The sequence below is a fragment of the Shewanella sp. LZH-2 genome (assembly GCF_016859145.1).
In the GTDB taxonomy this organism is placed as follows: domain Bacteria; phylum Pseudomonadota; class Gammaproteobacteria; order Enterobacterales; family Shewanellaceae; genus Shewanella; species Shewanella xiamenensis.
Genome location: NZ_CP069350.1, coordinates 2,996,819 through 3,012,220, shown reverse-complemented (window position 1 = coordinate 3,012,220; position 15,402 = coordinate 2,996,819). Strand labels below are relative to the sequence as shown.

The following is a 15,402-nucleotide window of genomic DNA, read 5'->3' as shown; positions in this document are numbered from 1 at the left end:
AATAATTAGAAGTGCTCTATGAGATTGAATAAACTTTTTGCCTCGATGTTATTCGTCGGTGCGTCGTTTTCAGGGACTGTGTTGGCGGATACTTTCCAACCCTTTGAAGTGACCGACATCCAAGTTGAAGGTTTGCAGCGAGTCGCACTGGGTGCTGCCTTGTTAAGCTTACCAGTGAAAGTGGGCGACACTGTAGATCAGTTAAAAATTCAGCAAGCCATTAAAAGCCTGTATGCCTCAACTAACTTTGAGAATATCTCAGTCAGTCATGATGGCGGCGTGTTGATTGTCAAAGTCACCGAAAGACCAACCATCAGTGCTGTGACGTTTGAAGGCAACAAAGACATTAAAGATGAGCAGTTACAGGAAAGTCTGGACGGCTCAGGCGTTAAAGTCGGCGAATCTTTAGACCGCACAATGCTGACTGGCATCGAGAAGGGATTACAAGACTTCTACTACGGCGTGGGTAAATACGGCGCCAAAGTCGAGGCGCAGGTGATTAACTTGCCCCGGAACCGTGTCGAACTTAAGTTCAAATTTACTGAAGGTTTAGCGGCCGAAATCCGCCAAATTAACGTGGTTGGTAATCATGAGTTCACTGATGCTGAGCTTATCGGCATGTTAGAACTGAAAGATTATGTGGCTTGGTGGGATCTGTTTGGTGAGCGTCGCTATCAGAAGCAAAAGCTTCAAGCCGACCTAGAGACGATTAAAACCTATTACCACAACAAGGGTTATATTCGCTTTGAAGTTACCTCGACTCAAGTGGCGATGACCCCAGACCGTAAAGGCTTGTACATCACTATCAACGTCAATGAAGGTGAGAAGTACAAGGTAAAAGGCGTTAACCTCACGGGCGATCTGATGGGTCGTGAAGAGTTGATGAAATCGATTCTGCCTATCAAGGCGGGCGATATGTACAACGGCGGTGATGTGACCTTCACCGAAGAGATGTACAGCAAATACTTAGGCCGTTTCGGTTACGCTTACCCAGAAGTGAAAACCTACCCTGAAATTGATGATAAGACCAAGGAAGTGACCTTAAACATCAATATCAAACCTGGTAAGCGTGTGTATGTTCGCTCCATCAACTTTACCGGTAATACTGTCACTAAAGATGAAGTGATGCGTCGCGAACTGCGTCAGATGGAAGGTGCTTGGTTAAACTCAGCGCAGGTTGAGCAATCTAAAGCCCGTTTAAACCGTTTAGGCTTCTTCGAGACCGTCGATACCGAGACCATTCAAGTGCCCGGTACTGACGATTTAGTCGATGTAGCTGTTAAGGTGAAAGAGCAGCCTTCTGGCTCATTTAACGCCGGTGTCGGTTATGGTACTGAATCAGGTCTAAGCCTACAGTTTGGTGTGCAGCAAAATAACTTCCTCGGCACGGGCAACCAAGCGGGTGTGAGTTTAAGTACCAACAAGTACTCTAAAAACGTCAACTTATCTTACACCGATCCATATTGGACTAAAGATGGTGTGAGCTTAGGTGGTAGTGTTTACTGGAACGAGTTCGATGCGAACGAAGCCAACCTTGAACGCTATAAAAACAGCTCCTATGGGGTAGCGCTAAACTCTGGTTTCCCGATTAACGAATACAACCGTATCAACGGCGGTATTGGTTATCGTCATAACACGATTTCAGAAATCTCTGCCTATGAACAGGCGCTGCGTTTCTACAATATTTACCGTGAAGATGATCCAAATGCAGACTTAAGTTTTGATAACTTTGAGCTGAGTTTAGGTTGGTATCGCAGTACCTTAAACCGAGGAACCTTCCCAACAGACGGTTCATCACAGCGTTTAAGCGGTAAGATGACTGTACCTGGATCAGATCTGCAGTACTTCAAGACTGACTTCGATACCAACTACTATTTCCCTCTCAACCGCAGTCAAAGTTTTGTGGTCTTGGCACGTGGTCGTTTAGGCTATGGTAATGGTTATGGTCAATTTAACGATAATGACCAGATCCTACCATTCTGGGAAAACTATTACTCAGGCGGTAGCACTTCACTGCGTGGCTTTAAGTCTAACTCCGTAGGTCCGCGTTCCTTCTATCTTTTCCGTGGAAGTGAACCCTGTGCGCCGGATCCATCGGGCGATGGTTGTAGTTTACCGGGCGATCCAAACAGTATTCAGGTAAGCTCTGGCCGTTCAATCGGTGGTAACGCTATCGCAACTGCGAGTTTAGAGTTTATTGTACCGACGCCATTCTTGGATGAGGCTTATACCAACTCTGTACGTACCAGCTTCTTCCTCGATGCCGGTAACGTGTGGGATACCGAGTTTGATTTTGCCAAATATCAAACCTTACCCGCTGAAGAGTTTGATAAGTTACAAGACTACAGTGCCCCTGCGCGTATAAGAGCATCTTGGGGGGTAAGCTTACAGTGGTTATCACCAATGGGCCCTATGGTATTCAGCTTGGCATGGCCGATTAAAGAGTACGAAGGCGATCAAACAGAGATCTTCTCGTTCAATATTGGCAAAACTTTTTAAAAGGCATACACTCGGCAAGTTTTGCTGAATATAACAAAGGTAACAAGGAGTCTATTTTGAACAAGATGGTAAACCGTGCCCTGGTGACGTTAGCTTTATTAGGTGCACCTTTAGCTGCGCAGGCGGAAAATATTGCTGTAGTTGATATGGGCGCTGTGTTTGAGCAGTTACCTCAACGTGAGCAAATCATGCAGTCTCTGAAGTCAGAGTTTGGTGATCGCATGTCTGAAGTTCAGAAAATGCAAGAAGAAATGCGCTCTCTAATGGAGAAGCAGCAACGTGATGGCGCGTTAATGAATGACACGCAAAAAACTGAGCTGGTTCGTAAAATGGAAGCGCTAAAATCTGAATATCAGTTGAAAGGTAAGGCGTTGGATGAGGACTTACGTCGTCGCCAAGGCGAAGAGCAAAACAAACTGTTAGTTAAGGTTCAAAAAGCCATTAACACTATCGCTGAAAAAGAAAAATACGATTTAGTTTTACAGCGTGGTGCAGTCATTTATGTTAAGCCAAATGCTGACATCAGTGGCAAAGTGGTTGAAGCCTTAAGCAAAGGCAAGTAATTGATGAAAAGTGTGACTTTAAAAGAGCTAAGCCTGATATTAGATGGCGTTGTCCAAGGCGATGAAACCTTAGTGATCAACAGTGTTGCAACGCTTGAACATGCCACAGCGGGACAAATCTCTTTTTTAGCCAACAGCAAATACCGTGCTCAGCTTGAGTCAACTCAAGCGAGCGCGGTGTTATTGTCGGCTAAAGATGCGCAGGACTATCCTGGCACTGCGTTAGTTGTAAAAGATCCCTATGTGGGGTTTGCTCGTGTGGCGCAGTTGTTAGATACCACGCCCAAGGCAGCGATGGGTATTCATCCCTCAGCGCAAATTGACCCTTCTGCCCAGTTAGGTGAAGGCGTGGCAATTGGTGCTAATGTGGTGATTGGTGCCAATGTTATCCTCGGTGAAAATGTACAAATTGGTGCGGGTACTGTGATTGGACAAGACTCCATCATAGGCTCAAATAGCCGTTTATGGGCCAATGTCACCCTGTATCACAATGTCCATTTAGGCCAAGACTGTATTATTCATTCCGGTGCCGTTATTGGCTCTGATGGATTTGGTTACGCTAATGAGCGCGGACAGTGGGTTAAGATCCCTCAAACTGGCGGTGTGCGCATTGGTGATCGCGTCGAAATCGGTGCTAATTCAACGATTGACCGCGGTGCATTAGGCCATACAGAAATCCACAATGGTGTGATTATCGACAACCAAGTGCAGGTCGCCCATAACGATATTATTGGTGAAAATACAGCTATCGCAGGCAGTACCACGATTGCGGGCAGTGTCACTATTGGTAAGTACTGTATTATTGGTGGAAATTGTGCCATTGCTGGCCATTTATCCATTGCCGATGGTGTGCATATTTCTGGCGCGACCAACATTACTGGTAATATGCGTGAGCCTGGTTTGTATTCATCAGCCACGGTTGCTATGGATAACAAAACGTGGCGTAAAAACACAGTTCGCTTCCGTCAATTGGATGAACTGTTCCAGCGCGTGAAGACGTTGGAAAAAAATTTAAATACACCAGAGTAATTGCCCTAAGGCAATTTTGAGGAACTAGGTTCGTGTCTAATCAAATGAACACTATGGATATTTCGGAGATCCTTAAGTATCTGCCCCATAGATATCCATTCCTATTAATCGATCGCGTACTGGATTTCACCCCCGGTGAGAGTCTCCATGCGATTAAAAACGTGACGATTAATGAGCCCTTCTTTCAGGGGCATTTCCCGATCCAGCCTGTGATGCCCGGCGTGCTGATTTTAGAAGCCATGGCACAGGCCACTGGTCTGCTTGCTTTTAAGACCATGAGTGACGATGTGCCACCACCTGGTGTGTTGTATTATTTTGCGGGTATCGATAATGCACGTTTTAGACGTGTAGTCGAACCCGGTGACCAAATCCATTTTGAAGTCAAAATGATTAAAGAGCGCCGCGGGATTGGCGTTTTCTATGGTGAGGCCAAAGTGGATGGTGAAGTGGTTTGTTCCGCTGAAATCATGTGTGCCCGCAGAGAGATTAATCAGTGATAGATACATTAGCGTTTGTGCATCCCGATGCAAAAATTGGTAAAAATGTCACCATAGGCCCATGGAGTTATGTGGGCGCGGGTGTCGAGATTGGCGACGATTGTTGGTTAAGCTCCCACGTGGTGGTGAAGGGGCCAACGGTGATAGGTAAAGGCAACCGTATTTTTCAATTCGCCTCTGTGGGTGAAGAATGCCAAGATAAAAAATACGCAGGTGAGCCTACACGCCTTATCATTGGCGATAACAATGTTATCCGTGAGCATGTCACTATTCACCGTGGAACCGTTCAAGACAATAGCGAAACCCGTATTGGTTCAAACAACCTGTTTATGAACTACGTGCACATTGCCCACGACTGTGTGGTCGGTAATAACGTGATTATGGCGAACAATGCGTCTATCGCAGGCCATGTGCATGTGGGTGACTGGGCGATTTTAGGTGGCATGACTGGCGTTCACCAGTTTGTGCATATCGGTGCCCATGCCTTTACTGCGGGATGTTCGTTATTATTACAAGATGTGCCACCCTTTGTGATGGCTGCGGGACAACCAGCTATCCCTCGCGGCTTAAACAGCGAAGGTATGAAGCGCCGAGGTTTCTCTAAGGAAACTCAATTAGCGGTGCGCCGCGCTTATAAAACCTTATATCGTAGCAGCCTGACGGTTGAAGAAGCGGTTGAGGCACTTGCCGAAGATGCACAAAATGACGCGCAAGTTAAGTTGCTCGTTGAGTTTGTCAAATCTTCGGGTCGCGGCATTATTCGTTAGCGGCATGATGCGTTAAGAGTTTCGACTCTAGACTATGCCATTCATAGGCACTGCTCGTGACATTCTGCGTTAGAAAATGCCATGGCAGAGGTTATCGCTGCGGTGCCATTCACTTGTCAGATATGATTGGTTTATGAGCAAAAAATCTCAATTAGTGTTTGCAATGGTCGCCGGAGAACTCTCCGGCGATATTTTAGGTGCGGGTTTGATGGCCGCGCTGCAAAAAGCACATCCCAATGCCCGTTTTGTTGGTATTGGTGGACCTCGTATGGAAGCCTTAGGCTTCGAATCCCTGTTCGCGATGGAAGAATTAGCCGTGATGGGGATAGTTGAAGTGCTATCGCGTCTGCCACGCCTGCTCCATGTCCGAGCTTCGTTAATTAAGTCCATCACCGAGCTTAAGCCTGATTGCTTTATCGGTATTGATGCGCCGGATTTCAATATTGGTCTCGAGCTTAAATTAAAGGCTCAGGGGATTAAAACCGTTCACTATGTGAGTCCTTCGGTGTGGGCATGGCGGCCTAAGCGGATCTTTAAAATCGCCAAGGCCACTAATATGGTGCTGTCATTATTGCCCTTCGAGAAAGCCTTCTACGATAAGCATCAAGTGCCTTGTACCTTTGTCGGTCATACTTTAGCCGACGACATTCCGCTTGAGAGTGATAAAGCAAGTGCGCGTCAATTGCTGGAGTTAGATCCTGAGGCTGAATATCTCGCGATTTTACCTGGTTCGCGCGGCGGTGAGCTAAAGCAATTGGCTGAGCCCTTTGTGAAGGCGGCGCTACTTATCAAGCAGCAATTTCCCGATATTCGCTTTGTGACGCCTTTAGTGAATCAACAGCGCCGTGAGCAGTTTGAACAAGCGTTAAAAGATTATGCGCCGGATTTAGAAATTCACATGGTGGAAGGCAAGTCACGCGAAGTGATGGCCGCTGCCGATGGTATTTTACTCGCCTCGGGTACAGCGACGTTAGAGGCCATGCTGATTAAACGCCCAATGGTGGTGGCGTACCGCGTGAGTCCACTGACCTATCGTATTGCCAAGAGCATGATGCAGGTGAATCGTTTCTCGCTGCCAAATTTATTAGCGGGGCGAGATGTGGTACCAGAGCTCATTCAGCATGATTGCACGCCAGAGAAAATAGCTGCCGCGGTTGGCGTTGAACTTAACCGCGACTTTGCACCAATCAAAGCCGAGTTTGAACGTTTGCATCAACTGCTGCGTTGCGATGCCAGCCAGAAGGCGGCCGAGGCGGTTTTGGCTCTGGTTGATGTTAAGGATATGAACTAATGGCGGTATTTATGACGCTGAACGACACTGATATCGCTGCTTTTGCATCGGTGTTAGTGGCTGGTGTCGATGAGGTTGGTCGTGGTCCCCTCGTTGGCGATGTTGTCACCGCTGCGGTGATCCTCGATCCTAATCGACCTATTTTGGGCTTAAATGACTCTAAAAAGCTCAGCGAGAAGCGCCGCGAGGCATTATTCGATGAGATTTGTGAAAAAGCCTTAAGCTTTCATGTGGGGCGGGCAAGTCCTGCGGAAATTGATGAGCTGAATATCCTGCATGCCACTATGCTTGCCATGCAGCGCGCGGTGGCAGGGCTTGCACGTGCGCCCGAGTTAGTTTTAGTCGATGGTAATCGCAGTCCGGTGTTTACTCACCAAGGGCTGTCTTTGGCGAGCCATAGCATAGTCAAGGGGGATGGCATGATTGCCAGCATCAGTGCAGCCTCGATTATTGCCAAAGTGACCCGCGATCGGGAGATGGATGCCCTCGATGCCGCTTATCCACAGTATGGATTTGCTAAGCATAAGGGCTATCCAACTAAGGCGCATTTTGACGCCATCGCCGAGCATGGTGTGTTCGATCAATATCGTAAAAGTTTCAAACCCGTCAAGGCATTACTGGAGCGTTAACACCGATTGGGTGTTTTCACTTCAGCTTGAGAGCAAAGTCACTAGCCCAAGAGCGGTGACTTTGCTAGTCTGCTTTTTTAGTGATTGTTAACCTGCTATTCAAAGATAATTCTAATTATGTCCGATCCTCGTTTTGTGCATCTGCGTGTCCACAGTGACTTTTCTATGTCCGATGGTGTGGCTAAGGTCAAGCCAATCCTTGCTCAAGTTGAAGCGCATGGGATGGCGGCGGTGGCTTTAACAGATCAAAATAACTTCTGTGGTCTAGTGAAGTTTTACGGCGGTTGCCATGGCGCAGGGATCAAGCCGATTATTGGCGCGGACTTTTGGATGCAAGTGCCAGGTTTTGAGGGTGAGTTTTGCGCCTTAACCATTATTGCGATGAATAATGAGGGCTATCAAAACCTCACCCAAATCATCAGCCAAGCCTATTTACGCGGGCATGTTCAAGGTCGCGTAGTGATTGACCAAGAGTGGTTGGTCACATATAACCAAGGCATTTTGCTGCTGTCTGGTGGCAAAGAAGGGGATGTGGGTAAGGCGCTGCTGAAGGGCAACAATACTCAGGTTGAGTCGTTATGCGAGTTCTATCAGCAGCATTTTGAGGGACGTTATTTCCTTGAGTTGTTACGCACGGGACGCCCCGATGAAGAGCGTTATCTGCACATGGCGGTGGGATTAGCGCAGGAAAAGGGTATTCCTGTGGTGGCTACAAATCAGGTGGTATTTTTAAAGCCAGAGGACTTCGAAGCCCATGAAATACGGGTCGCGATTCACGATGGTTTTACGCTCGCCGATCCACGCCGTCCTAAAAAGTACAGTGAGCAGCAGTACCTTCGCAGTGAAGAGGAAATGTGTGAACTGTTTGCTGACATCCCCGCAGCCCTTGCCAATACCGTTGAAATTGCTAAGCGTTGTAACGTCACTATTCGTTTAAACGAATACTTCTTACCTAACTTCCCCACCGGCGATATGTCGATTGAGGATTATTTGGTTGATCGCTCTAAGAAGGGGCTCGAAGAGCGCCTAGCCTTCTTATTTCCCGACCCACAAGTGCGTGCCGAGCGTCGCGGTGAGTACGATGAGCGCCTCGACATCGAGCTTCAAGTGATTAACCAAATGGGCTTTCCTGGTTACTTCCTTATCGTGATGGAGTTTATCCAGTGGGGGAAGGACAACGGGATTCCCGTTGGTCCTGGCCGTGGTTCGGGCGCGGGTTCGCTTGTGGCCTATGCCCTTAAGATTACCGACTTAGACCCCCTCGAATTTGACCTGCTGTTCGAACGTTTCTTGAACCCAGAACGGGTGTCGATGCCCGACTTCGACGTTGACTTCTGTATGGATCGACGCGACGAGGTCATTGACCACGTGGCTGAGTTGTACGGCCGTGAAGCGGTATCGCAGATTATTACTTTCGGTACCATGGCGGCTAAGGCGGTTATCCGAGACGTCGGCCGTGTGCTGGGCCATCCCTATGGCTTTGTCGACCGCATTTCAAAGCTTATCCCACCCGAGCCTGGGATGACACTGGCCAAAGCTTTTGAAGTGGAACCGGCATTGCAGGAATCCTACGATGCCGATGAAGATGTCAAAGATCTTATCGACATGTGCCGCAAACTCGAGGGCGTCACTCGAAACGCGGGTAAGCACGCGGGGGGCGTGGTGATTGCGCCCACCAAGATCACCGACTTTTCGCCGCTTTACTGCGACGCCGAAGGTAAAAACCCGGTAACCCAGTTCGATAAGAACGACGTGGAAACCGCAGGGTTAGTTAAGTTCGACTTCTTGGGGTTAAGAACGCTCACTATCGTCGATTGGGCGCTAGAGATGATCAACAAGGTGGAGGTTAAAAATGGCCGTCCACCAATACGCATTGAAGCGATTCCGCTAGACGACCCAGCCTCGTTTAGATTGCTGCAACGTTATGAAACCACTGCGGTATTCCAGCTCGAATCCCGTGGTATGAAGGATTTGATTAAACGTCTACAGCCCGATTGCTTCGAAGATATGATCGCTCTGGTGGCATTGTTTCGCCCAGGGCCGTTGCAATCGGGCATGGTGGATAACTTTATCGAGCGTAAGCATGGCCGTGAAGAGGTGTCTTACCCCGATTCTCAATACCAGCATGAATCCTTAAAAGAACTGCTTTCGCCCACCTACGGCATTATTTTGTACCAAGAGCAGGTGATGCAGATTGCGCAGGTATTGTCAGGTTATACCTTAGGCGGCGCTGACATGTTACGCCGTGCTATGGGTAAGAAAAAGCCTGAGGAGATGGCCAAACAGCGGAGTGTTTTTAAAGAGGGCGCGATTAAAAACGGTGTCGACGGCGAGCTGTCGATGAAAATCTTCGACCTTGTGGAAAAGTTCGCTGGTTACGGTTTTAACAAGTCTCACTCTGCGGCCTATGCGTTAGTTTCCTATCAAACGCTGTGGTTGAAGACCCATTTTCCATCGCAATTTATGGCGGCTGTAATGTCTGCCGATATGGATAACACCGATAAAATTGTGACCTTAGTGGATGAATGCGAGCGGATGGGGCTCACCATCATTCCGCCGGATGTGAATAAGGGATTATTTAAGTTTACCGTTGATGATGATCTGCGGATTGTCTACGGCATTGGTGCGATCAAAGGCGTGGGTGAGGGGCCAGTTGAGTCAATTTTAGAGGCGCGTAAAGATGGTCCCTTTGTTGATTTATTCGATTTCTGTGCCCGTATCGACTTAAAAAAGCTCAATAAACGGGTTATTGAAAAGCTTATCTGTGCGGGAGCGTTAGATTCCCTCGGACCGCACCGCGCGTCGATGATGGCAACCTTACCCGAGGCCATTAGCGCAGCAGACCAACATGCGAAGGCTGAGGCTATTGGTCAGCATGATATGTTTGGTTTGCTCAATAGTGATCCTGAGGATAGCAAGCAACAGTTTGTGGAATGTACCCCATGGCCGGACAAAATTTGGCTTGAGGGCGAGCGCGAAACATTAGGGTTGTATTTAACTGGGCACCCAATAAATCAATACCTTAAAGAGCTTAAGCATTACACCTCTGGGCGCTTGAAGGATGTGCATCCTACCGAACGGGGTAAAACCGTTAAGGCTGCGGGCCTCGTCGTGGCGACCCGGGTGATGCTCACTAAACGCGGCTCGAAAATGGGCTTACTGACCTTAGATGATAAGAGCGCTCGGCTTGAGGTGATGCTATTTACTGAAGCCTTTGAGAAGTTTAATCACCTGCTGGAAAAGGACCGGATCCTGATCTGCGAAGGTGAGGTGAGTTTTGATGATTTTGCCGGTGGAAACCGGATGACGGCGCGCAATATCATCGATATCAGTGAGGCGCGTAGCCATTTTGCCAGTGCATTGGAAATCGATTTAGAGGCATCGCAGCTGACCCCAAATATGCTCGAGGGCATTGAGCAGGCAATCAGTCCATGGCGTAATGGCGCAGTGCCAGTGCTAATTAACTACAGCCAAGCTCAAGCCAAGGGGCAGTTTAGATTGGCCGAAATCTGGCGAGTTAACCCAAGTGATGAGTTGGTCTTTGCCTTGGAAAGTTTACTCGGCCCGAACAAAGTGCGGATTGTATTTCCATCGTAATATCTGTCTTAAGTCGAACCAAGCTTAGGTTTCTGTTGTTTTTGAGTGGGGAAGAGGATGGCTGCGCAGGATTTGAGTGTTCATATAGCGCGATTTTTAGATAGCTTACCCTTTCAAGCGGGGAGCAAGTTAGTCCTCGCTTACAGTGGCGGAGTCGATTCTGAAGTGCTCGCCTACGGCTTAAGTGAATATGCTAAACAGCGTCCTGATTTACGCTATCAATTGATTTATGTACACCATGGCTTGAGCCCCAATGCCGATGCTTGGGCCAAGCATTGTCAAGAACGCGCGGCCCTGTATGGTTTACCTGTGACGGTAGAACGGGTTCAGCTCGAGCTTGGTCCTCGGGTGAGCGTTGAGGCTGCAGCGCGAAAAGTGCGTTATCAGGCGATTTTAGCGCATCTTAATCCGCAGGATATCTTACTAACCGCTCACCATGAAGATGACCAACTCGAGACAATTCTGTTAGCCCTAAAACGCGGTCAAGGCCCTAAGGGATTAGCCGCCATGGGGCACATTCAGCCACTCTCATTAGCAGGCAAAGGATCGTGCTTACAAGTGCGTCCTTTGCTTGATATTAGCCGCGAGATGATTGAAGCCTTTGCCAAAGCGCAACATTTAGTCCATATCGATGATGAGAGTAATCAAGATGATAAGTACGATCGTAACTTTCTTCGCCTCGAGATTATCCCACGCCTAAAAGGGCGCTGGCCAAGTATCGCCACAACTGCCAGTCGCAGTGCCCAGCTTTGTGCCGAGCAGCAAGCCATAGTAGAAACTGAGGTCAGTGAGCGTTTACCTAAGCTGTTAACCAAGGCGCCTGTAATTGGGCAAACTGTCCTTAAGCTGACGGAGTTAGCATCGCAACCGATTGAATGGCAAGGGATACTGCTGCGGGGCTTTATTGAGTCCCAAGGATTTTTACTGCCATCCTACGTGCAGTTGCAGCAAATGTTGCAGCAATTAATCCACGCTAAAGAGGATGCTAAGGTCCATATCCGCATTAATGACTGTGTACTGCGCCGCTTTGCCGGGATGCTTTATCTGGATAGTGGAGAAACCCTATCTACTGCGCCCCACATTACAGCGCGCGACCTACATCAAGAGATTCTGACCTTATTGACTCAAGCATCAGCAATGGTTGAAGACAAGATTGCGCCATTTGCGTTGGTTACAACAGGCCCTCGGCTGCGTTTACCTAACGCCGATGAAGTGGTGAGTCTACGTTATGGCTTGCCTGGGCAATTTCGCTGTCAGCCGCATTTTCGCGATAAGGGACGCGAGCTGAAAAAGTTATGGCAAGAATGCGCTGTGCCGCCATGGTTACGTACTGATGTAGGATTCGTGTTCTACAACGATAAGCTGGTGATGGCCTTTGGTCTCTGGGTCGAAAAGGCATTTTGTGCCCAAGGGGATGATATCGGGCTTAAGTTTGATGGGAATGCGATCGGATAGCAAAGTCTATTTGCCATGCTTTATCGCCAGTGGGCAGCATCCATGCTCGATTAAGACAGTTGGGCTGGGCTTAACTTGTAGCAATTACGCCCCGAGGCTTTGGCTTGATACAAAGTTTTATCAGCCTGCTCATAGAGTTGTTCGGCTTCCATCGTGTCGCTCGCCTCAGCCGCCCCAAGGCTACTGCTCACGCCAAATTGATGGAAGCTAGTATTGGCATTGGTTGCAGTGACGATACGCTCACACAGTAAACCCGCTGCATGAATATTACCTTGTACTATGACCACAAACTCATCGCCGCCGATGCGGAAAGCCTGATCTGTACTACGGATACTGCTACGGATAATGTCACCAAACTCCTTCAAAATATAGTCACCGCATTTGTGACCATACTTATCGTTAAGCTGCTTAAAATTATCCAAATCCAACACAATAAGTGACACCGTTCCCTGTTTTCTGTGAGCCCTGGCCACCGCGTTTTTCAGGCTTTGGCTGTAATAGTGACGATTTCCAAGACCCGTTAGGGAGTCAAACATCGCCTGCATCGACATTTCTTGGTACTGCATGGCATTCAGCAATGGTTGTAACAAGAGCGGCTCTATTTCTTGCAAGCTGATGCTCTGTGAGGGCGTTAGCGGCGTTAACAGTTGATACTGCAATGTAACTGGTGTCCCGCCGCAAATGATCTGCCGTTTAAGGCTAATCCCATAACGTTTACCCCAGCTTAATTTATATTGCTCAGATTGTAGTCGAACCCCTTGTATAGGCAGATGTTGTCCCAGCACTTTGCCGTAGCAGGCAAAGACTGTCCGCGGATCTAAACTAGCATGCAGTTGCTGGATAACTTGCACCAGATCCAACGGCGCGGATGTCGGGCTATATGCCTCTGTTTGATAGTTATATTCATCGGGATATAACGTGGTCGCTAAGCCAAAGTCCATTATGATTACCCCAGCAAATGAAATGGCGATAAAAACTGTTACCTTAGTTAAGCAATATGTGTGCCGTTATATTTGCCAATTAAATTTGTCTTTACTTGTCACTCAGTTAAGCTTAAAGCTCATCGTTATAATTTTTAACATGCCAGTAATTTGACAGGAGCTAGTGCGTCTATGGAACATGGTTTCTTGATTCAAATTCTGTTGATGTTAGTCATTGCGATCGTTGCGATTGCGCTACTTAGGCGTATCGGTTTGCCAGCTATTTTGGCGTATTTGTTAACAGGAGTACTTAGTGGGCCGAGTGGCTTTCATTGGTTTACTCAGCAGCAAATGCAGTCTGTCGCCGAGCTTGGGGTAGTGCTGTTGATGTTTACCCTAGGGCTTGAGTTTTCGGTACCCCGCTTATGGGCGATGCGCAGAACCGTGTTTGGTTTAGGCAGTGCCCAGGTGCTCGTCACCACTGTCTTGACTATGCTAGTGGCGTTAGCCTGTGGGTTGAATTGGATTGAATCACTCGTTATCGGCGCTGCAATTGCGCTTTCATCTACCGCCATAGTGCTTAAACTGCTCAATGAGCAGGGCTGGCTGAGGCGTCGTCATGGCGAATTATCTGTCAGTGTATTGTTATTTCAGGATTTAGCGGTAGTGCCGCTGCTGATTCTACTGCCATTACTCGGACAGAGTGATGAACCCTTAATGTTAGCCTCTATCGCTTGGGCGTTACTCAAGGGGATTCTCGCCTTCTTTTTCTTAATGGCTTTGGGGAAGTGGGCTTTACCCAGGCTGTTTGATGAGGTGGCAAGGTCGCGCTCAAATGAACTCTTTGTTCTTTCAACATTAGTGGTCGCCTTGGTCACGGGCGCATTTACCCAGTGGTTAGGATTATCGATGGCCTTAGGGGCATTTATGGCGGGGATGCTGCTTGGTGAGAGTCAATATCGTCGTCAGCTCGAGGCGGATATTCGCCCCTTTCGCGATCTATTAATGGGGCTGTTTTTTATTTCTATCGGCATGATGCTGGATTTTGGATTGGTTATTCAGTTTTGGTGGCAAATTCTATTGGTTCTGCTCGCAGTTGTGTTTGGTAAGGCACTTATTATCCATGGATTATTACGTTTAGTGGGCGAGCCCTTTAGGATTGCGATTAGCACGGCTTTAAGCTTGGCGCAGGTGGGGGAATTTAGTTTTGTGGTACTCGCGCTCGCCGTTAGCTATGGGTTACTGAGTAATGAGACCAGTACTATGCTGGTGATGGTGGCGGTATTATCGATGAGTATCGCTCCTTGGTTGGTGCGTCACAGTGTGGATATTGCAAAGTGGTTATTAGGGATCCGCCAGTCAGCGCATGTAGACGATGTGGTTCCTGTGATAAGCGACGACCATGATTTAGTGGTGATTTTGGGGTATGGGCGCGTAGGGCAAACCATTGCGCGTTTTTTAAAGACCGAAGCCGTGCCTTATGTGGTGCTCGATCTTGATCCCACAAGGGTTTCTGAGGCGCGTCGAGCTGGGGAGCCAATTTACTTTGGTGATGTGTGTAAGCGGGCCATTCTCAAACAGATTGGTATTAAGCATGCCAAAATGATAGTGATCACCTTTAGCGAATCCCGCAGTTTAGAAGACGCCTTACCCTTATGCCGGCAACTGGCTCCTGAAGCTAACATTTTGGTCAGAACCCGCGATGACAGCGAGTTAGACTTATTGCAAAAGGCGGGAGCCAATCAAGTCATCCCAGAAACCTTAGAAGGAAGTTTGATGTTAGTTTCGCAGGTTTTGCATCAATGCGGAGTGCCATTAGCGCGGATCCTCAAGCGGTTAGAGTCGGAGCGGCGTAATCATTATCAATTTTTACATGGCTTTTTCTCGGGTACAGAGACGGATTTCACTTTAGAATCTTTGCATGCAGTGCTGCTGCACCGCGGTGCAAATGCCGTTGGTAAGCAAGTGGCGGATATTGATTGGGAATCACTGCGGGTAGAGTTGAGGGCTATACGTCGTAATGGTCAAGAAATTGAGCATCCTGCATCGGATTGGGTATTTCGAGCGGGGGATATTCTCCTCATCGTCGGCAAACCGAGAAGAGTAGAAAATGCAGAAGCGAAATTACTGCAGGGCTAGTTGGTTTAATGAGAAC

At 48.1% G+C, this 15,402-nt stretch carries 11 protein-coding genes; 10 read left to right on the top strand and 1 reads right to left on the bottom strand.

The genetic code is table 11. The annotated features are described in order from the left end of the window. The first annotated feature begins 18 nt into the window (after positions 1-18). The 9 genes from bamA (at position 19) to tilS (ending at position 12,327) form a co-directional block, all read left to right on the top strand. Positions 19-2,499 (top strand): outer membrane protein assembly factor BamA, encoded by a 2,481-nt coding sequence (gene bamA / locus JM642_RS13350; RefSeq protein ID WP_203431958.1) that lies wholly within the window; start codon positions 19-21, stop codon positions 2,497-2,499. Between the two features lie 65 nt (positions 2,500-2,564). Then, entirely contained in the window at positions 2,565-3,062 is a 498-nt protein-coding gene (locus JM642_RS13345) for an OmpH family outer membrane protein (protein ID WP_037416754.1), read from the top strand. A gap of 3 nt (positions 3,063-3,065) precedes the next feature. Next, positions 3,066-4,091 carry a UDP-3-O-(3-hydroxymyristoyl)glucosamine N-acyltransferase gene (gene lpxD, locus JM642_RS13340; protein WP_047534654.1) on the top strand — a complete coding sequence of 342 codons (1,026 nt, stop codon included), beginning with the start codon at positions 3,066-3,068 and terminating at the stop codon, positions 4,089-4,091. Positions 4,092-4,123: 32 nt separating this feature from the next. After that, positions 4,124-4,588 (top strand): 3-hydroxyacyl-ACP dehydratase FabZ, encoded by a 465-nt coding sequence (gene fabZ, locus JM642_RS13335; protein ID WP_037416758.1) that lies wholly within the window; start codon positions 4,124-4,126, stop codon positions 4,586-4,588. Next, a complete protein-coding gene (gene lpxA, locus JM642_RS13330; protein WP_037416761.1) occupies positions 4,585-5,355 on the top strand; it encodes an acyl-ACP--UDP-N-acetylglucosamine O-acyltransferase in 771 nt (256 codons plus the stop codon). The genes fabZ and lpxA overlap by 4 nt, the downstream gene beginning before the upstream one ends. Before the next feature lie 133 nt (positions 5,356-5,488). Next, complete coding sequence (gene lpxB / locus JM642_RS13325; RefSeq protein WP_169546558.1) at positions 5,489-6,646, top strand: lipid-A-disaccharide synthase; 1,158 nt, start codon at positions 5,489-5,491, stop codon at positions 6,644-6,646. Continuing rightward, a complete protein-coding gene (gene rnhB / locus JM642_RS13320; protein ID WP_203431957.1) occupies positions 6,646-7,275 on the top strand; it encodes a ribonuclease HII in 630 nt (209 codons plus the stop codon). Before lpxB ends, rnhB begins: the two co-directional genes overlap by 1 nt. A 117-nt stretch (positions 7,276-7,392) precedes the next feature. Beyond that, positions 7,393-10,872 carry a DNA polymerase III subunit alpha gene (gene dnaE, locus JM642_RS13315; RefSeq protein WP_203431956.1) on the top strand — a complete coding sequence of 1,160 codons (3,480 nt, stop codon included), beginning with the start codon at positions 7,393-7,395 and terminating at the stop codon, positions 10,870-10,872. 57 nt (positions 10,873-10,929) lie between these two features. Continuing rightward, positions 10,930-12,327, top strand: coding sequence for a tRNA lysidine(34) synthetase TilS (tilS, locus tag JM642_RS13310; RefSeq protein ID WP_203431955.1), 1,398 nt, complete (start codon positions 10,930-10,932; stop codon positions 12,325-12,327). Positions 12,328-12,377: 50 nt separating this feature from the next. Here the strand turns inward: tilS and JM642_RS13305 are convergent, their stop codons facing one another. Then, the gene (locus JM642_RS13305; protein WP_099457824.1) at positions 12,378-13,268 is read right to left on the bottom strand and encodes a GGDEF domain-containing protein; all 891 of its coding nucleotides are present in this window, start codon (positions 13,266-13,268) and stop codon (positions 12,378-12,380) included. A gap of 171 nt (positions 13,269-13,439) precedes the next feature. Here JM642_RS13305 and JM642_RS13300 point away from each other — a divergent pair, with 171 nt between their 5' ends. After that, positions 13,440-15,386 carry a monovalent cation:proton antiporter family protein gene (locus tag JM642_RS13300; RefSeq protein ID WP_069454615.1) on the top strand — a complete coding sequence of 649 codons (1,947 nt, stop codon included), beginning with the start codon at positions 13,440-13,442 and terminating at the stop codon, positions 15,384-15,386. The last annotated feature ends 16 nt before the right edge of the window (positions 15,387-15,402 follow it).